The 19,252-nt window shown below is 58.4% G+C and carries 9 protein-coding genes and 4 pseudogenes; 9 read left to right on the forward strand and 4 right to left on the reverse strand.

All coding sequences use genetic code 11. From position 1 onward, the window contains the following. Nucleotides 1–6: 6 nt before the first annotated feature. Nucleotides 7–1,326: an MBL fold metallo-hydrolase gene (locus ACSFBM_RS00530; protein WP_435482654.1), complete on the forward strand. Its 1,320-nt coding sequence runs from the start codon at nt 7–9 to the stop codon at nt 1,324–1,326. Between the two features lie 881 nt (nt 1,327–2,207). On the opposite strand, the pseudogene ACSFBM_RS00535 reads toward ACSFBM_RS00530, so the two are convergent. After that, nucleotides 2,208–2,453: pseudogene (locus tag ACSFBM_RS00535) on the reverse strand (transposase); the annotation flags it as partial. Nucleotides 2,454–3,380: 927 nt separating this feature from the next. Here ACSFBM_RS00535 and ACSFBM_RS00540 point away from each other — a divergent pair. From ACSFBM_RS00540 to ACSFBM_RS00560, 5 genes and pseudogenes are all read left to right on the forward strand, one after another. Further along, complete coding sequence (locus ACSFBM_RS00540; protein WP_435482655.1) at nt 3,381–7,406, forward strand: RHS repeat-associated core domain-containing protein; 4,026 nt, start codon at nt 3,381–3,383, stop codon at nt 7,404–7,406. Beyond that, a complete protein-coding gene (locus tag ACSFBM_RS00545; protein WP_435482656.1) occupies nt 7,403–7,906 on the forward strand; it encodes a hypothetical protein in 504 nt (167 codons plus the stop codon). The genes ACSFBM_RS00540 and ACSFBM_RS00545 overlap by 4 nt, the downstream gene beginning before the upstream one ends. 348 nt (nt 7,907–8,254) lie before the next feature. After that, a pseudogene (locus tag ACSFBM_RS00550) lies at nt 8,255–8,437 on the forward strand (Mu transposase domain-containing protein); the annotation flags it as partial. A 105-nt stretch (nt 8,438–8,542) separates the two neighbouring features. Continuing rightward, a pseudogene (locus tag ACSFBM_RS00555) lies at nt 8,543–8,914 on the forward strand (IS21 family transposase); the annotation flags it as partial. Nucleotides 8,915–9,266: 352 nt separating this feature from the next. Then, nucleotides 9,267–13,910 (forward strand): RHS repeat-associated core domain-containing protein, encoded by a 4,644-nt coding sequence (locus tag ACSFBM_RS00560; RefSeq protein ID WP_435482657.1) that lies wholly within the window; start codon nt 9,267–9,269, stop codon nt 13,908–13,910. 221 nt (nt 13,911–14,131) lie between these two features. On the opposite strand, the gene ACSFBM_RS00565 is transcribed toward ACSFBM_RS00560, so the two are convergent. After that, nucleotides 14,132–14,476: a hypothetical protein gene (locus ACSFBM_RS00565; protein ID WP_435482658.1), complete on the reverse strand. Its 345-nt coding sequence runs from the start codon at nt 14,474–14,476 to the stop codon at nt 14,132–14,134. A gap of 137 nt (nt 14,477–14,613) precedes the next feature. Then, nucleotides 14,614–15,603, reverse strand: coding sequence for a reverse transcriptase domain-containing protein (locus ACSFBM_RS00570; protein WP_435482659.1), 990 nt, complete (start codon nt 15,601–15,603; stop codon nt 14,614–14,616). A 62-nt stretch (nt 15,604–15,665) separates the two neighbouring features. On the opposite strand from ACSFBM_RS00570, the gene ACSFBM_RS00575 reads away from it, so the two are divergent. Both ACSFBM_RS00575 and ACSFBM_RS00580 read left to right on the forward strand, forming a co-directional pair. Further along, complete coding sequence (locus tag ACSFBM_RS00575) at nt 15,666–16,859, forward strand: hypothetical protein (RefSeq protein ID WP_435482660.1); 1,194 nt, start codon at nt 15,666–15,668, stop codon at nt 16,857–16,859. A 113-nt stretch (nt 16,860–16,972) separates the two neighbouring features. Next, nucleotides 16,973–17,664: pseudogene (locus tag ACSFBM_RS00580) on the forward strand (IS5 family transposase); the annotation flags it as partial. A 3-nt stretch (nt 17,665–17,667) separates the two neighbouring features. Here the strand turns inward: ACSFBM_RS00580 and ACSFBM_RS00585 are convergent. Further along, nucleotides 17,668–18,624, reverse strand: a complete 957-nt coding sequence (locus ACSFBM_RS00585; RefSeq protein WP_435483703.1) for a TniQ family protein — start codon at nt 18,622–18,624, stop codon at nt 17,668–17,670. A 223-nt stretch (nt 18,625–18,847) separates the two neighbouring features. Between ACSFBM_RS00585 and ACSFBM_RS00590 the strand changes: the two genes are divergently transcribed. Further along, nucleotides 18,848–19,240, forward strand: coding sequence for a carboxymuconolactone decarboxylase family protein (locus ACSFBM_RS00590; protein WP_435482661.1), 393 nt, complete (start codon nt 18,848–18,850; stop codon nt 19,238–19,240). Nucleotides 19,241–19,252: the final 12 nt, after the last annotated feature.

Here is a 19,252-nt window from a genome sequence, read left to right on the forward strand (position 1 = left end):
GCAAGCATGGACATCCATATCTTCCAGTCCAACGAGGGCGACTGCCTGATGGTCGAGGACGCCGCGGGCAAACACCGCATCCTGTGCGACGGCGGCAGCGAGGCGGCCATGCGCCACCGGATCGCCGAGGAACTGGCCCAGTGGGCCGTCGACGGCAAGGAGATCGACCTGCTCTACGTCTCGCACATCGACGCGGACCACATCGGCGGCGTCTTCGTCATGCTGGACGCGATGGCGCAGTGGAAGGTCTACGACATCAACCAGGCCGACGGCGACCCGTCTGCGGAACCCGAACTGCCACGCCAGCCCAAGGTCCACAACATCTGGCACAACGCATTCCGCGACATCGTCAAGGACAACGTCGGCAAGATCGAGTCGCTGCTGGCCGCGAGCGCCCCCATGCTGCAGGCCAGCCAGGTGCACGAGCTGCAACACCTGGGCCACGACTACGCCCAGATCGCCACTTCCGTCCCGCAGGCGATCAAGGTTTCGCGCCTGATCAAGCCCGACATCCTGAACATCGGCCTGAATCAACTACCCAATAACAAGAAGCACAGCGGCAAGTTGCTGATGGCCCGCGACAAACAGAACGACGAGCAGATCGGCAGCCTCACTGTTTCCATCCTTTGTCCGACCCAGGACGAACTGGAAAACTTGCGCAAGGGCTGGAACACCTGGCTTGATGCCGAGGAGAGCCAGAAGAACCTGGAGAAGACCCGTAACTACTACGCCGACGGCCTCAATGCGTCCAACCCCTTCGCGCAGGGCAACCCGATCGACCTGCACAAGTGGAACGGTGTGGCGGCCTACAAGCAGGTCACCGCGCCCAATGTCGCCTCCACCGTGCTAATGGTGGAGGAGGACGGAAAGCGCCTGTTACTGACCGGCGACAACCATCCCGACATGATCGTCGCCGGCTTGGAGTACGGCGGCTACCTCGACAAGGGCTACATCCACCTGGACGTGCTCAAGTACCCCCACCACGGCTCCGAGCACAACATCACCTCCGATTTCTCGCGGCAGGTATCGGCCGATCATTACATCTTCTGCGGCAACGGCAGCAGCGGCAATCCCGATGAGCGCGTGCTCAACCAGATGATCCAGGCCCGCGTCGGCCTCGCCAAGCTCCGCGCCCGCGCCCCCGAAGCCAAGGACCGCCCCTTCACCTTCTGGTTTAGCACTTCCCCCGAGGCCGCCAATACGGAGGACTTCAAGCTGCACATGAAAAACCTAGCCAACTGGGTCAAGAAGATGGAAGCCAAGCACGGGGACGTGTTCAGCGCGCGCTTCAGCGACGATCCATACATCACGTTGACGCCGCGATAGCGCCGGCGCCACGGGCGGCCACCTCCTGTAAAGCTTCGACTCCCACGGCAGCTGGGGCCTCTTCCTCAAAACCAGCTACAGCCTCCAGCGGCCGATCCGAAGGCTTCCGCCGAAGATGGACCGAACGTGAGGTTCAACATGAGCTCGCGCTCTCCCGTGTTCGCATCGAGCGGCGGTCGACCTTTGGAGACGCCAGGCTCGCCGCAAGCAAGGCACGCCTTGCCCGACTTGTGGGCGTCCGGGTGCAGTGATCGCCATGGCTACAACGCCGGCTTGAGCTGCGGAACACTGTCGAGTAGTTGAACTCGCTCGACGCCGGGTGGCGAGCCTGCCACCCGGCGTCGGTGTTTCGCCCCGATGTCGCTGAGAATGAACGCAACGATCCGTTCTTCCATCATCCGCTTTGAGCGGAGCTAGAAAAATCCGCGCTTGGTGAGCACGCCCAGCGCGATCAATCCCAGGAATGTCCATCCTGCACAAGAGGGGAGCAGATGCCTCCACACGACTCGCACACGCGTCAAGGGATGCCTCATCTCTCTCCATAGCTTGAACACGCGATCGTATGGTTTCAGCTGGATGTAAGCTCCAAAGAGGACTGCGAGCAGCGAGCAAAAGGCCCAAAGCCTCGGTGCGTCCGAGCTCAATGACAGCGCGCCAAGGTAGAAGGACAGCGCTCCAAAGATCTGATTGGCAAGGCGCGTTCTGGCGAGAAACAAGGACAACTCGATCGGGCGGACGTTCATCATGGCGATTCCTTCAGAAGTAGCTGCATTGGAACTCCAAGCCTTGTGCCTTGGATTCCTCTTCATGTGGTGATGACGTAAGGAGTGGCTCTGTTGGCCGTTTCCCTGAGCGGTGAACGTTGCGGCTGGCTGGCAATGCTCCGTCGCGACACGGCGCAGTTCGCGCTGCAGGCGCCTAACTTCTGATGCAGCCTCGCTGCGAAGCGGCTTGCTGGGTCGCATGTTGAGGACACCACCGTGCTCTTGACTAACCCAGCGTCTGAGCCCGCTCTGCTCGATACCTAGGTCCTTCGCTATGTGCGCGACCTTTGCCCCTAGCTGCTTTACCAGCTCCCCCGCCTCCCGTTCGAACTCGTCCATGAACGTCCATCTTGCTCTTGGCATATCTGCCTGCTAAACACATCATGTCATTCGATGTGTCCGGGAAACCGGGGGAAGCCCAAGATTGGATTAGCAGCAATAACCGTTTGAGGACGAGAAGTACGTTAGCAGCGATGCGAACTTGGCACTCAAATCAATTTCATTTTGGGCGCGTTTACCAAGGTATTCATTTTAAAACCTGGAGTTGAATGTCGCCGCCGTTCGCACCCAGAGCTATTGAGTGTTGTTGACCGTGGGGCCGGAGCATTTAGTGTTGCTTGGTCGCGACAGTCGCCTAGGAAGGCCTGCGTACTTTAATTTGCGGATGATCATTATCGCTAATAGGAGCATCAATTAACTGTTGCTGAAGCCTCCGCGTTAGACTAACTTGAGAGAAATACAAGCAGTTGCTGCTCGTTACGATTTCCATGCTATGCGTAGTCGGCCGATCAGTTTGCGTTGGCTCGCATCAGTGGAGGCGATCGCGAAAGGAAGTAATCTCCTTAAAGGGGCTGCCAACTTAATAACACAGGGCGCGCACCAAGATTGCTTGGTGTTGGTGAAAAAAACTAGGAGGCGAGGATGCTGGGATCTAATAATTTTTTGATTTGTGGCGGCCAAATAATATTGAAGTTCGCTTTCGCGGCGTCCTTGTTTTTTTCGACAATAGGTGCTCATGCCGTTGAGTACGTGAATCACTACTACAACGTCTCAATGCCTCGACCTTGGGCATTTTTTCCAAATGCCCAAGAAGCTTGCGACGCAACGGTTGCAAATCTCAACAGTGCGCTAGCGCCGGACACCTTCAAGCTCAATTCGGTAACTGATTTTGCTCCCGTAAATGCATCGTGTTTTATCACTCAGACTTGGGCAACTAATCATACGACCTTAGACTTTTATGACGAAGTACTAATCGACCGATGCATACCAAATAGCCACCCGGTTGACGAAATGATTAACAACTACGTCGGATGCAGATGCAACGATGGGTTTGGATCAAATCAGGCTGGCGACGCTTGTGTGGCAATTACGTACCCGACGCCGCCAGAACCGCCTTCATGCAAGCGAGCAGCTGACGGCGCACAAGTAGGCGCCCCAATTCTTCCCGCTAGGGCAGAAAAATACCGGTCCGAAACTGACTGGTCTGATTCGGGCCCCGGCGCCTTGTCCTTCACGCGGACCTACCGCAGTACTTGGGCAAGCGATTCGACCTGGACTGGCACTTCGTTGGGCAAAGTTTGGTCTCACAGCTTTAGCGCCAAACTGGTCGCCACACCCAGCACGTCTCCCGTCACTGCGGCCATCACCACAGGTCAAGGCTATGAGCGGACCTTTGCGAGGGTCTCAGGTGCAAGCATCTGGAGTGGTACCAACAATGCTGACACGCTGGCGCAACTTTCCTCGGGAGGCTGGACTTACTCCCGCGCCGATGACAACACCACATTCAGCTTCGACGGATCTGGCAAACTGCAGACGCAAACGGATCGCAATGGCTGGGTCACTACGTACATCTACAACGGCGCTGGTCAGCTGGCTAGCGTTACGAACAACTTCGGCCGCACTCTAGCGTTCGGCTACAACGGCGCAGGCCAACTGAACACTGTCACGACTCCTGATTCGCGGATCATCGCCTACGGGTACGACAACACTGGTCGTCTGGTCTCGGTCCTTTACCCAGACGGCAAGAGTCGCAACTTCGTTTACGAAAACACCTCTTTCCCCCAAGCACTGACTGGTATCTTCGACGAGGCTGGTGTTCGCTGGGGCACCTTCGCCTACGACAGCACTGGCCGAGCGATTAGCACGCAATTGGCAGGCTCGGTCGACAGCTACCAAGTCAGCTATCCCTCGGCAGGTTCTGCCAGGGTGACCGATCCGCTGGGCACGATCCATAATTACAACTACGGCATGACGATGGGCAAGCTTGCCGTCCTTGCAGGCTCAATGCCTTCGGGCGAAAGCAAGAGTGACGCTGCCAATCGTGTGCAAGATGCCAACGGATTGATAACGTCGGAGACCGACTTCACTGGTGCGGTGACCACTACCACCTGGGACGTTGCTCGTCGCCTGCCGACCACAGTGGTCTACGCCTCCGGCACGCCTGAGGCACGGACAGTGACCACCCAATGGCATTCGACTTTAGCCTTACCGGTGCTGGTCACCGAAGACAACCGCACCACCGCCTACACCTATGACGCTGTCGGCAATGTCCTAACGAAGACCGCCACCGATACCGCCACGAGCAAGGCGCAGTTATGGCAGTTGACCTACAACGCTCAGAAGTTGGTCGAGACGGCCACCGAACCCAACGGTGCGGTGACTAGCTACGCCTACGACACCCGGGGCAATGTTCTCACCACGACGAACGCATTGGGCCACGTCACCAGTTACACCTACGACACCGCTAACCGTGTCGCTAGTTCGACGGCCCCCAACGGCCTCGCGACCACCTACACCTACGACGCCCGCGACCGCCTTCTGACTAGGACAGTCGGCGGCCAAATCACCACCCTCACTTACAAGCCCTTCGGTACGGTCGACACCATCACGCTGCCCTCCGGCCTCGTCCTGACCTACACCTACGACGCCGCCCATCGCCTCACAGGCTGGAGCAACAACCGCGGTGAGTCCGTCACCTACACCCTCGACAGCATGGGAAACCGCACCGCGGAGCAGATCAAGGACAGCGCCGGCAACGTGGCGTGGAACACGGCGCGCACTATCAACAGCAACAACCGCCTCATCGCCAAGACCGAAGGCCCGAACCAGACCATTTCCTTCGGCTACGACGCTAACGGCGAACTGATCACCCAGACCAACGGCCTGAACCAAAGCACCCAATACGGCCTCGACGGCCTGCGCCGCGTCAAGGCCGTGACCAATGCCCTCAACGCCACCGCCACCCTCAAGTACAACGTCCTCGATGCCGTCACTGAAGCAAAAGACTTCAAGGGCGTGGCCACCACCTACGCCCGCGACGCCCAGGGCAACGCGACGAGCGAGGCGAGTGCCGACATGGGTGGCGCCAGCACCCAGTACGACGCGCTGGGTCTGCCCAGCCAGATCACAGACGCCCTCGGCCAAGCCACGACCATCACCCGAGACCTGCTCGGGCGGCCGATCAGCCTAGTCTTCGCCGACGGCAAGACCACCACGCTGCGCTATGACCTCACTGCCAATAGCAAGGGCTATCTGTCGGAGATCATCGATCGCAGCGGCACGACCGAATACACGCGCGACTCCTTCGGCCGCGTGACCCTCAAAAGGCAAACCCTGGCCAACGGCAGCGTGCAGCAGGTCAGCTATGCCTACAACCCTAACGGGACGCTCGCCAGCATCGGCTACTCCAACGGCTCGACGCTCGCCCATGCCTACGATGGCACTGGCCGCCTCACGAGCCTGAGCCTGAACGGCATGCCGCTCATCACGAACGTCGCCTGGAACCCGCTGGGTCAGCCCACTGCCTGGACCTGGGTCTTTGCAAGCCCGGCTATCGCTGCGAGCCGCAGCTATGACACCGCGGGCCGCATGACGGCGACGGAATTCAGCAGCTACGTCTACGACGCCGCCGGCCGCATCACGAGCCTCACGCAGAACCTCTACCAGCCCGGCCCCACGCAAGGCTCCATCGGCAACGGCAACGTCACATGGACCGTCGGCTACAACCCGATGGGTAGAATTACAGGCTTCTACGCCACGGACTACACCGCCGGCTTCGGCTACGACGCCAACGGCAATCGCTTGAACAGCACGCGTGTGCTCGGCGGCCAGAGCACCAGCCGCAACTACACAGTAAGCGCTGCGAGCAACCAACTCTCTGGCTTCACCCAAAACATCAACGGCCTGAGCAACACCAGCGTCACTTTTGGCTACAACCCCAATGGCGACCTGCTGAGCGACGGTCTGCGCAGCTACACCTACGACGCCGAAGGGCGCTTGGCTGCCTCCACCACCGGCGCCACCGACGCGAGCCCGACCACGCGCTACGCGCACAACGCACTAGGCCAGCGTGTCTTCAAGACCGAGCCGTTGTACCCGCCCAGCCAGGGCGACGAGGCCGACCCGGGCTTCATGCAGAGCCTGATAGCGTTCTTCACCAAGCTGTGGAGTCCTTCGACCACGCAGGCTGAGCAACTGGGCTATGCGTATGTCTACGACGAGCAGGGCGCACTTATCGCAGAGGTGGGTAGCGGCGGCACGCAGAGCGCGGGCCAGGCGCAGTACATCTACCTGCCAACGGCCAACGGGCCGATGCCAATCGCGGCGGTGATTGACGGCGCCACGTATGCGGTGCACAGCGATCACCTGAACACGCCGCGCAAGCTCACGAACGCGGATGGGCAAGCGGTCTGGCAGTGGAGCTACAGCGCGTTCGGGGAAGATAAGCCGACGCTGGCGAAGAATCGGTTTGCGAATCTGGATGTGACGCCCTACCCAGGCACCACGAGCATCTCCGAGGTGAAGTTCAACCTGAGGTATCCGGGGCAGTATGCGGATGAGGAGTCTGGGTTGTTCTACAACTACTTTAGGAGCTACGACGTGAGGACGGGGCGATACAGTCAGCCGGATCCGATTGGGCTGGATGGTGGGTGGAACCGGTTTGGGTATGCGGAGGCCAGCCCTCTTAACCTTTCCGACCCTCGCGGTTTATTCGCGATACCGATGCCACCACCGCCGCCGCCAGGAGCTTCCGGCAAATCGCCTGGCCTGCCTCAAGTATTAGATCCAGAGACCCTCACTCCAATCATCAGTCCACCGCCGAAACTTTCAGTGCCCAAGTGGCTGAACGATCTGATGCCGAAGAGCGCCCTGGAAGAATGCGAGCAAGATGCGGAAGATCGAATGAACCGGGAATACGAATACTGTGATGCTCTAGGAAAGACCTATCAAGACTTTCGAACTCGCAAGGCATGCGAAGAGGACGCTTTCCGCAGATACGTAAAGAGACTCAGCGCTTGCAAGGAACAATGCCAATGAAACAGACTATTAAATCCGCTTCGATCGAATTTTTAATCGATGAGTCTGCTGATTCTCTGCTGGCCCGAGAGAACAGTCTGGAAGGATCGGATGGCCGATCGTCAGAGGAAATTCTGAACTTGCCCCTTAGCAATATCAGAGCGCGTGAGCCTGCAGAAATTGAGCGTACGCTAGGGCGCCTGGTTCTGACGTTTCTAAATTCGCGAAGTCCAAAAGGGCTGAATCTACCGAAAGATCCGGAGTATGAGAAAGAGGTAGAGAAGGAGTACCGTGCTGAACTGAAAACCCTGGCGGAAAAGAAGACTCCTGCGGCGCTCTACGAGCTCGCAGTCAGTCTGATCGGCCGCGGCATAGGGAGCAAGAACTGGGCAGACATTGATCAGGGAGAAATCTACTTAAATGAATCAGTCGAGGCTGGCTTCGAGGCCGCAATAAAATATAGAGACGAGGTGTGGGCACTGGTGCGTCCTCGCTTGGATAGAAAGCGGGCAAGCGACTAGCTGCGTCCAGTGGCTGGTTAATGTCGCGGTCGTTGAGAAAATTCACAGCTATTTGAGTTCCAGGCTATTTTAGAATATTGAGCGGTCTAGCAAGCGGTCACTCCTTCCGGCCCTCTCTTGTGTCTAGCCCCTAATCGTCAAATCGTTCGAGCCGGCGGCTAAACAAGATTGGCGACGGTCTCTTGCCTGCTGAAATTGCCCTAGCGCCAGTGATGAGTGCTTCCAGCGGGCGCTTCATAGGTTCGAGTTCATCGGCGACGTCCAATGCAAGGCGGACCCCGTCGTCGAACGTAGGATTCCCTTCAGGCCCCAGCTCTGGATGAGCCGAAAGCACGCCAACCATCTCTCGAATGTCCAGTGCGGCTCACCAGCACTTGTCTGGTGTCGATGGCGCGCGACCGCGACTCGGTGCCGCGCGAACTGGCCGGCCGGATGGTCAGCACGCACCTGTATCCCACGCGAGTGAAGATCGTTGCTGATGACGTCGTGGTGAGCGACCACGAAAGGCTGAGCGATAAGCGCAAGATCCGGCTCAACGCACTGTTGCTTGCCGTCGAGCCGTTGGATATGCGCGCAGGCACGGAAGCAGCGCTGGCGCGTGTGGTTCGTGTCTTCGGTGCTGCACGCCCGCACCACGCCTACGCGAAGCGCATCAGCCCGACCAAGCTCGACGCGTTCGCCGAGAAGCTCGGCGGCTGGCTCAAGAGCGAGACCTCCAAGTCTCGCAAGCAGCGTCGCACGCTCAGGTAGATGCACGCAGATCTGGCGGCCCTGGACTACCAGGGGTCGTACAACCGGGTGGCCGCCTTTGTGCGTCAGTGGCATGCACACCACCGCGAGGTCCAACAGACCACCGGACGCGGCACCTCGTGCCCCTGGCCTTCGGCCCCGGCGAAGCGTTCCAGTTCGACTGAAGCGGGTGACTGGGCCGTCATCGCCGGTGAACGCACCAAGCTGCAGGTGGTTCACTTCGAGCTGAGTCACAACCGCGCGTTCATCGTGCGCGCCTAGCTGCCTACGGTGAATGTGCCGATCTCGAATGCTTGGTTAAGCACCGGCCCGGCCAGCGAGACCAATCGCGGCCGCAAGCTAAAGCATTAATTAGTCGCAACACAGAAAAGTACGACTGTTTAGATAGTCGTTTCACGACAACAGCGCCCGCGAACTTTTATATCCATTCTGATCGTCGAAGTGCAAGCCGATTCGCATTGGTGTTGTGCGTCCTCGGGCGATCAGATATTCTGAAACAATATGTATTTACCGATGCAAATTTGCTTGCGGAGGTTGGCTACTTGCTTTGGGATTTCTTGGTTCGGACGGTGGCGACGTAAGAATTTCCGTTGCAAGTTTGCGGCTGATCATGACATCTGCCACAAGAAAAGTGATAAAACGGAGGGTAATTTTGAAAATCTTGGTCAAGAAATTTGCAAGACGAATTGAGGCTTTGGAAAAGTTGTTCTCTCGGGTCTTTATTTGCAGCGCGATATTTCAGAAAAATATCCTACAGATATTCTTGTGCATCGGGGTTTTGGGTGCTCATGCTAGCGCGCATGCTTTGGTTGAAAAAGAAGCATCATTTAGGGCGTATCTCGACTTTGACGGTCGCGAGATGGGGCTATTTCCGACCGCGCGCTTGGCTTGCGAAACCGTAGCGGCTGCTTTTAATGCTAATTCTATTGAGGAAAAGTGGCAATATTTAGATGCGCCAGGAGCGGACAACCTGCCACCCTACCCCTCCGAAGGTGGCGGTCCGTGTATTGCTGAGGAATATCTTAACGGTACACTTACGGGCACTACGAAGTTAGGATGGTGGAGGTCAGAGAGGCGATGCCCCGCAAACAGCATCCGAGATCCTTGGACAGATACTTGCGGTTGCAAGGTTTCGTACCAAGCGAATGCTAAGCAAACCGCGTGTGTCCCGGCCGAGATCAATATGTGCATGGCCGGTGGTCGCACAAGCAACCCGATTCTCCCGGGCTCTGCGGAGAAGTACCGACTGGAGGTTGATTATTTAGACAACGGCCCGTCGCCTTTGAGCTTTTCGCGAATCTACCGTAGCGCATGGGGCTCAGATGCACTTCGGCCGGAGGGCGTGCTGGGAAAGGCTTGGACCCACAGCTATACCGAAGGGTTGGTGGTGCCATCGACAGCAAACGCGGATATCGTTTCAGTTGTAAAGGCAGATGGATCAGTGCGGCAATTTCTAAAAGCGTCCGGTGCATCAATTTGGAGTGGAGTTAATAACGCCGACTCACTCGTCCAGAACAGTGACGGGACTTGGACCTATCGCCGAGTCGACGACGATTCCACCCTATCTTTTTCCGCAGACGGCAAGTTGAACTCCAGCGCGCAGCGCAACGGCCAGACGACAACCTTCCTCTACAACAGCTCTGGCCAACTCGTCACCATCAGCAATGGCTTTGGACGCACGCTTACGCTCCATTACGACGGCGTAGGTAAATTGATCGCGCTCGCCATTCCAGACTCGCGTACCGTCAGCTATAGCTATGACACGCTTGGCCGGTTGTCTGTCGTCACGTACCCCGACGCCAAGGCCCGCACCTTGGTCTACGAGAACGCTTCGTTCCCTTACGCGTTAACCGGGATTTTCGACGAGACGGGAGCGCGCTTTGCGACCTTCGATTACGACAGCCAGGGCCGGGCGATCCGTTCGGAACTCGCGGGTTCTGCTGACCGCTACCAAGTCAGCTATCCGTCAGACGGCTATGCCAGTGTCATCGATCCTCTAGGAACCTCCCGTTCTTACAGTTACAGCCTCGGCCAAAGTCCCGTCGCCGTGATCGCCAGTTCCTTGCCTTCGGGTCTCGGCGAGTCAGACGCCTATAGGCGCGTACAAGATGCCAGTGGACTCATAACTTCTGAGACAGACTTCAACAACGTCGAGACGGTCACGACTTGGGATGTTGCTCGCAGATTGCCTACCACCGTCGTTCGCGGTATTCGCAGGACCGAAGCGCAAACGGTGAATGTGCAGTGGCATTCGACCTACTCACTGCCTTTGTTGGTCACCGAGGATGGCCGCACGACCGCCTACTCTTACAACTCAGTAGGTAATGTGCTTTCCAAAACCGTCACGGATACCACCACCAGCAAGACCCAAATCTGGCAATGGACCTACAACGCCCAGCAGCTCGTCGCCACGGCTACTGAGCCTAGCGGCGCCGTGACCAGCTACACCTACGACACCCAGGGCAACGTCCTCACGTCGACCAATGCGCTCGGTCACGTCAGCAGCTATGCCTACGATACCGCCAACCGGGTTGTGAGTTCGACCGCCCCCAACGGCTTGGTCACTACTTATACCTACGACCAGCGCGATCGCCTATTGACTCAGACCGTCGGCGGCCAGACTACGGTCCTCACCTATAAGCCCTACGGAACCGTAGAGACCATTACCCTCCCGTCGGGCCTCGTCGTGACTTATACGTACGACGCGGCTCACCGTCTCACAGGCTGGAGCAACAACGGGGGCGAATCCGGCACCTACACCCTCGACGGCCTAGGCAACCGCACCGCCGAGCAGGTCAAAGACAGCGCTGGCAACCTCGCTTGGAGTGCAGGCAGAATCATTAATAACATTAACCGCGTCTCGGCCCAGTCTGAAGGCCCTAATCAAACCAGAAGCTTTGGCTACGACTCCAACGGCGACCTCTCAACATTGACCAATGGCCTGAATGACACCGTCTTTAGGTACGGTCGTGACGCCTTGCGCCGCGTTGAGACTATTTCGGATTCAACCTGGGCATTCACCAAGCTACAGTACAACGCCCTCGACGCTGTTACCACGGCTAGCGATTTCAAGGGCGTGACTACCGCCTACACCCGCGATGCACAGGGCAACGCCACTGTAGAAGCCAGCGCGGACATGGGCGCCGCCAGCACCCAGTACGACAACCTTGGCCTACCCAGCCAGATCACTGACGCCCTCGGCCATGCGACAACGATAACTCGCGATATCCTGGGCCGTCCGACCGGTCTCGTCTTTGCCGATGGCAAGACGACCACCCTGCGCTACGACCTCACGGCCAACAGCAAGGGTTATTTGTCGGAGATCGTTGACCGCAGTGGCACCACCGAATACACCCGTGACGCCTTCGGCCGGGTGACACTCAAGAAGCAGACGCTTGCCAACGGAGGCGTTCAGCAGGTCAGTTATGCCTACAACCCCAACGGCCTGCTGGCGAGCATCGGTTATCCCAACGCAGGTGGCATACTGACGTACTCCTACGACAGTTCAGGCCGCGTTACCGGCCTGAGCTTGAACGGCAACCCGCTCGTCACAGGCATCGCTTGGAATCCGCTGGGTCAGCCCAAGGCATGGAGTTGGGCATTCTCGAGCCCGGCCATCGCAGCCAACCGTGATTACGACACCGCAGGCCGCCTGACCTCCACTGAGTTCAGTAGCTACTCCTACGACGCATCCGGGCGCATTACAAGCCTGATGCAAAACCGCTACCAGCCCGCCGACACCGATCCGACCCACAGCACCATCGTCAATGGCAACGTCACCTGGAGCGTGGACTACGACCGCGTGGGCCGCATCGCCAGCTTCAAAGCCACCGGCAACGCAGCAGCCGATTCAGCAGAGTTTGGCTACGACGCCAACGGCAATCGTTCCGCCAGCACCCGGGCGTCAAATGGCCAGACCACCAACCGCACATACACGGTAAGCGCAACCAGCAACCAGCTCACGGGCTTCACCCAGACTATTAACGGCGCGAGCAACACCAGCGTCACTTACGGCTACAACGCCAACGGCGACTTGCTGACGGATGGCCTACGCAGCTACACCTACGACGCCGAAGGCCGGCTTGCCGCAGCGACGACTGGCGCAACAGATGTCAGCCCGACCACGCGCTATGCGCACAACGCGCTGGGGCAAAGGGTGTTCAAGACCGAGCCGCTGTATCCGCCAGTTCAGGGGGATGAAAGCAACCCGGGCTTCATGCAAAGCCTGATCGCGTTCTTCACGAAGCTCTGGAGCCCAGCCAACAACCAGGCCGAGCAGTTGGGCTATGCGTATGTCTACGACGAGCAGGGCACGCTGATCGCGGAGGTGGGCAGTGGGGGCACGAACAGTGCGGGGCAGAGCCAGTACATCTACCTGCCGACGAGTAATGGGCCGATGCCGATTGCGGCGATCGTCAATGGCGCTACCTATGCCATCCACAGCGATCACCTGAATACGCCCAGGAGGCTTACCAATGCGCGCGGGCAGGCGGTCTGGCAGTGGGGCTACAGCGCGTTCGGGGAGGACAAGCCGACGACGGCGAGGAACCGGTTCGCCAACACCGATACGACACCGAACCTGGGCACGACGAGCATCTCGGAGGTGACGTTTAACTTGAGGTATCCGGGGCAGTATGCGGATGAGGAGTCGGGCCTCTCATACAACTACTTCAGGAGCTATGACGCGAGGACGGGGCGATATAGCCAGCCGGATCCGATAGGGCTCGATGGTGGGTGGAATCGCTTTGGCTATGTTTCCGCCAATCCACTTGCCAACGTGGATCCCTATGGTCTGGCAGATCAACTATCGGTGGGTATCTCTGGGACAGGCATGGTCTTGGGCGGTGGCGGCGGTGGAACATCCGTCGGCATATCCATTCCCAAAAACAAGCTCAACTGGAAATGCTATCAGGCCTTCTTGCAGTTCCAGGCTAACCTGTATGTAGGGCCGGGAGCTTTTGTTGGAGTGGGACTGAGTGCGGGGCACTCAAAATCTGATGGCCCCATCACCAATAGCTCATCTAGCGGCATCGCGACAGAAGGGAATATTGGCTGGGGAGTGTCTGGAGGAGGTAGTGCCACAGCCCCTGGGAATGCACTCAAGCCTGCTGATTACATGAACCCAGTAGCGGGGCATTCCGGCACGATCTTTCCGAAGATCGGAGCCGGTTTTGGTGTCATGGTTGGTGCTGGTCAGTTTTGGTCTTCAACCCTTGCCACTAGTCCGTGGGGAGATGCTTGTGGATGCGAATAAACGTGCGATGTTCACGCAGCACAAAGTGACTAAATTCATCGTCACATCGATAGTCATCGCAATCTTATTTTTTGGATTGAACTTTCTTGGGCAGGAATTCGGTATCGAATGGCTCCGTAAGGCCGGGCTCCTGCTATTTTTTGCGGCCTTCGCGTGCGCGTTCGTAGGGTTTCTCACCATGATCCCATTGGTGATCAGGGATCTCTTTAAGAAATAGTGGGTCACCGCAAACGCAATAGATTCCTCGACTGTCTGCGCAACGTTTCGATGCTGTCGATCAACTGCCGGTGATTGTTATCCTCGCGTTCTATCCGCAGCGTCTGGAGCTTCGTGGTCGCATCGATGCTCTGCCTGATCGACCACTCGGTTTCCATCTCGATCTTGGCCTGCTTCTCGACCATGTCTGCGAACTCGGGATGGCCTTTGCCGTACGCGCGTGAAACAAAGTCCTCTGCCTTCTGCTTCGCGTCGTCTTCGTAGATGTCCATCGCCTCGCGGTCCATCAACTGGTTGATGCGCTCCTCGTGCCAGTCCAACTCCTTGTTCGATATCTTGTAGCCGACCATGAGGGCGGCCAGTTTTTTCCGATGTCGCGCACTGGTAGACGACTTGTAGGTCGCGGTAGGGACGGGGACTACTCCCCGCCCCCCGCACCGCACAGATCCGTACGTGCGGCACTACCGCATACGGCTCCTGCCTTGAGTCATGACGCAAAGCGTTGATGCGGATACGGGTGGAGCACCCCAGCCCGCGGGAGGTAGCGTTCGACCAGACGCCCGAACCGGCCCCAAGGCATTCGTCCACGCTGCCCTCGCCGTCGTAGCGCATGTAGCCACGCCCAAGACACGTCCTTGCGAAACGCGTCCAAGCGGTCAACATTGCCCGGTACGGCTTGGTAGTTGAAGTAGCCCTGGACCACGTGCCGCAGCCAGCGACCAACCACGGGGATCGGCTCGTGCATGCGGCGCATCAGCGCCTCTCGAATCGCCTTGAGGCGGGCACGCATTCGCTTCGCCGAGGTCAGTCGCTTCAGTTGGAACCAGCCGTTCGACCGGGACTTCCCACAGATGTGGGTGAACCCCAAGAAGTCGAACGTCGGCGGCTTTGCAAGCCCTTGCTTGGCGCGCGCCTGGGCCGCGAAGCGACCGAACTGCAGCACGCGCGTCTTGTCCTCATTCAGCGTCAGCTCGAACTGGGCGAACCGCACCTTCATATCTTCAAGGAATCGGTCAACGTCGCTCTTGCTCTCAAACCCGAGTACGCTGTCGTCGGCGTACCGAACGATCATCACGTCCCCTCTTGCATGGCGGCCTCGCCAGCGATGTGCCCACAGGTCGAAGACATAGTGCAGGTAGATGTTCGCCAATAGCGGCGAGATCACTGCCCCTTGCGGGGTACCCACCCGCACCTCGGTCTTGTGCCCGTTTTCGACAACGCCGGCCGTCAACCACTTGCGGATCAATCGCAAGACTCTCGTGTCGCCGACCCGGTGCTCGAGGAATCGCATCATCCAGGCGTGATCGACTGTGTCGAAGAATGCCCTGATGTCAGCGTCGAGCACCCAGTTCACGCGCTTCGCCTGTACCAACAGGCCATGGCCATTCGGGCCGGAAACCACGCCTCTTGAAGCCCTGCCGGCAAGGATGTCCGCGTCGATCAGAACTGCAAGACGCGTGGACTCGGCATTTGCCAAGGCCTTCCTCCTGTTGGAACATCGTGTCGCAGATCGAGCCGCCTAGTTATTGAAACATAGCCATGACGAAGACATTGACCCGCACTGAGCTCTATGACCTTGTCTGGACTCGTCCGCGCTCTTCACTCGCCAAAGAGCTGGGCATATCTGACGTGGCCATAGGCAAGCTCTGCACTCGGTCTCACATTCCTGGTCCGCCGCCAGGCTATTGGGCAAGGAAAGCTGTCGGCAAGGTGGGGCGACGGCCTCAGCTTCCCGTCCGCCTGCCAGGCCACCCGGTTGAACTATCGTTTGGTGAGCAAAGCTACTACCGCTGGCCAGCGGATGAGGATCTGAATCAGCCGATCGTTGCTCCGGCGTTTGCAGAGCAGGTTGAGGAGCAAGTGGCTGCGGCATTGAAGATCATCGGCAAGGTGGTCGCATGTCGAGATCTGTCGAGCCCACATGGCGCGCTCAAGCGCGTGCTCGATGCCGAAGCTCGGCGCCGGCAAAAGGTTCAGGAGCGTGAGTGGACCTCTTCCTTCGACAAGCCCTACTACGACGCGCCGCAGCACCAACGCCAACTCAGAATCTTCAACAGCATCGCTCGTGCACTCACATCTGTGTCGACCGGACAGGAAGTCTTCACTCACGATGAATGGTTTCAGGGGGTCGGGACCCTGCATTTCCTGAAGATGAATCTCCGGTTCGGGAGCGGAAGGATGGAGCTTCTGATCGTCGAACCCGATGGGAAACACGAGCGAAGAAGGTTGCAGAACTCCAAGAAAGTCGATGCAACGACGCTCAGGCTCGGAACTGAGTCGTGTGCGCTCGGCGCACTTGAATGGATCGACAAGCCGGGCGAGAAACTGGAGAGCCAACTGCCGGTCATCATCGAAGGCTTGCTTAGGCGAGCCGAGCTTTCTATGCGGCACTTTGCTCAGTATGCGTACGAACAGCGGCTCAAGTGTCGTATCGAAATGGAAAGGGAACGTGAAGCCGCAGAGCGCGCCAGAGAAGCTAAGCGCCTGGAAGAGATCGCGACCCAGCGACGTAAGCTGCGGCAACACATCATCGATCTGGGCAGCCAACGAAGAATGGCGCTTGATATCCGTGAGATGGTCAATGCAATGGCCGCCCACCCTGAACTGGGACCTGAAGGCAATGCTCAGTTTGACGAATGGGTGCGAGTTGCGCTGGACGTTGCCGATGACATGGACCCGATGAAGCGCCCGCTGCAATCGATCATTGCTGGTACCGACCCTTCTGCGAGCTAAGGGAATGCTGATCAATATGTCGCGGCAGGCACGACTCGTGCGTGCGTGAAGACACCACAAGTCACAGCACCACCAAGATGAACCAACGCAGCTTTGCCAGCGCCGAGTACGCGATGAAGAAGAAGCAGATACGGCGCGAGAAGTTTCTTGCCGACATGGAACGCGTGGTGCCGTGGTCTGGCCTGATCGCAGTGATCGAGCCGCAGTACTCCACGAGCGGGCGCGTCGGCGTCAGCCGATCGGCATTTCCAGGATGTTGCGCATGTACTGCCTGCAGCAGTGGTACGGCCTGGCCGACGAAGCATTGGAGGACGCGCTGTACGACAGCCAGGCGCTGCGCGACTTCGTGGGCATCGACCTGTCGCGCGAGTCGGTGCCCGATGCCACCACGCTGCTCAAGTTCAGACGACTGCTGCTGGACAACGATCTAACCAGGGCACTGTTCGACGAGATCAATGCTTACCTGGCCGAGCAAGGCCTTCTGATGCGCGCGGGCACCATCGTGGACGCGACCATCATTGCAGCGCCCAGTTCGACCAAGAACGAGGGCAACGCGCGCGATCCCGAGATGCATCAGACCAAGAAGGGCAACGCCTGGCACTTTGGCATGAAGGCGCACATTGGCGTGGATGCTCAGTCGGGCCTGGTGCACACGGTGGTCGCGACGGCGGCCAACGTCAACGACGTGACGCAAGCCGGCGCGCTGCTTCATGGCGAGGAGGCCGCGGCCTTCGGCGATGCAGGCTATCGGGGCGTCGACAAGCGCGAGGAAGCGCAGGGCCCGAAGTGGCACGTGAATGTCCGAGACTTAGCTTCCGACAAGGGAGCTTTTGCCGGCAATTGCACAGGATTCTCGTGATGTGCAGTTTCTCAGCTGCTCTCCGTCTCGGGGAGCGGCATCGAGAGCAGTCATCGCAGCGATTGCTTCTGAGGCCGATGGCCAGAGCGCTGCAGCTGCGAGGCATGCGAACATTCGCCGCGGAATGGGAGCTAAGCGATCTGTGCGGGTCAGGGATAAGAAGCATTGAGGTGGTCGTGTGGCTGTCATGCGCGTGAAAGACGCGACCTGTCTAAGCCAGTCGTGGGGAAATCTTCGCGTCAAATATGTGGCCAAATTGTTGCCATCCAGATTCAGGATTCTTGCTCTTCTCTGAAAGCAGTCGACTAAGTCATAGCGATTGAGATCACCTTCCCAGTTCGACATGTACAACGCGATCGCCGTGTAGCGGCGGACAGTCCGGTTTTCCAACCACGTAGACCATTCTGAGTTTTTGTAGGTGCTATCTTGGGCATGCCCAGGCGGAAGCCAGAAGATTTCGGAACGCCAGGAAGAGCTAAGAGTTGTGCCCGGATGCATGGGGCATTCGTAGATTCCTGGCAGTTGGTGTGCGACATGCCAGTAACTTCGTCCAAACCGGTCTATATCATCATCGATACATGATGAACAAAAGAAAGTATCGTTACGTGCACGATGCAGCAAATACGAGAAGTCGTACTTGGTATCTGTGATAGCAGAGATCTGGCTGTCCTTGGTCTCTGTTGCCCGACTAAGAAAATACTGGAGAGTATGTCGTCTCAGAAGATCTGGAGGAGCTAGAAACCCAAGCGATGCCAACGTCTTCGCTGGGTCGCCGTCGCCCGTCCCCCATCTGCGTTGCATTTCGGAAATATCGCACTTCTGGGGGCGGATACCGTGGAATCGAAAGATGGTGTTGAGATACCCGTAAGCAAATTCGCCTGGGAGAAGACTGGGGATGTCAAGCATGCGGCTGCGAGAGAACTGTGGCTGCGCATATTGTTCAACAGCGGTCAGGCACTCGTTTACGACCACGGTCACAGAGACTTACTCGTCCCACCGCCCTTTACGACTCTGACCCAGGAACGCGGACGTGTCGCTCTGCGCAATGCCGCATGGGCGCTTGTTGCCCTTTTACGACTCTATTGGGTCAGATTACCAGCAGCCGCAGCTCACCCCAAGGAGACCCTCCGTGAAGCCCCAACCCATCGAATACGCCGCCGCCTCCGACGAAGTCAAGGCCGTCTTCGACGACATCAAGACCTCGCGCAACGTGCCCGACGTCAACAACTTCTGGAAGTACCTGGCCAACGACCCGGCCACGCTCAGGCGCACCTGGGCCAGCCTGAAGGAAGTGATGGCGCCCGGTGCGCTCGACCCGGTCGTGAAGGAAATGGTCTACCTCGCCGTGAGCGTCACCAACAACTGCGGCTACTGCATCGCCAGCCATCACGCGGGCGCCGAAAAGGCCGGCATGACGCCGGCCATGTTCGCCGAGCTGATGAGCGTGGTCGGCATGGCCAACGAGACCAACCGGCTCGTCAACGGCTACCGCGTGCCGATCGACCCGGCGTTCGACAAGTAACGCGCAAAGCCC

Origin of the sequence: Variovorax pasteuri (assembly GCF_051216435.1) — a bacterium.
In the GTDB taxonomy this organism is placed as follows: domain Bacteria; phylum Pseudomonadota; class Gammaproteobacteria; order Burkholderiales; family Burkholderiaceae_C; genus Variovorax.

Excerpts from the sequence above, each read along its gene's own strand:
- ACSFBM_RS00565 (WP_435482658.1), bottom strand. The coding sequence starts at position 14,476 with ATGGTCGGCTACAAGATATCGAACAAGGAGTTGGACTGGCACGAGGAG.
- ACSFBM_RS00530 (WP_435482654.1), top strand. The coding sequence starts at position 7 with ATGGACATCCATATCTTCCAGTCCAACGAGGGCGACTGCCTGATGGTC.
- ACSFBM_RS00575 (WP_435482660.1), top strand. The coding sequence starts at position 15,666 with ATGACGAAGACATTGACCCGCACTGAGCTCTATGACCTTGTCTGGACT.
- ACSFBM_RS00560 (WP_435482657.1), top strand. The coding sequence starts at position 9,267 with ATGACATCTGCCACAAGAAAAGTGATAAAACGGAGGGTAATTTTGAAA.
- ACSFBM_RS00540 (WP_435482655.1), top strand. The coding sequence starts at position 3,381 with ATGATTAACAACTACGTCGGATGCAGATGCAACGATGGGTTTGGATCA.
- ACSFBM_RS00585 (WP_435483703.1), bottom strand. The coding sequence starts at position 18,624 with ATGCTTGACATCCCCAGTCTTCTCCCAGGCGAATTTGCTTACGGGTAT.
- ACSFBM_RS00545 (WP_435482656.1), top strand. The coding sequence starts at position 7,403 with ATGAAACAGACTATTAAATCCGCTTCGATCGAATTTTTAATCGATGAG.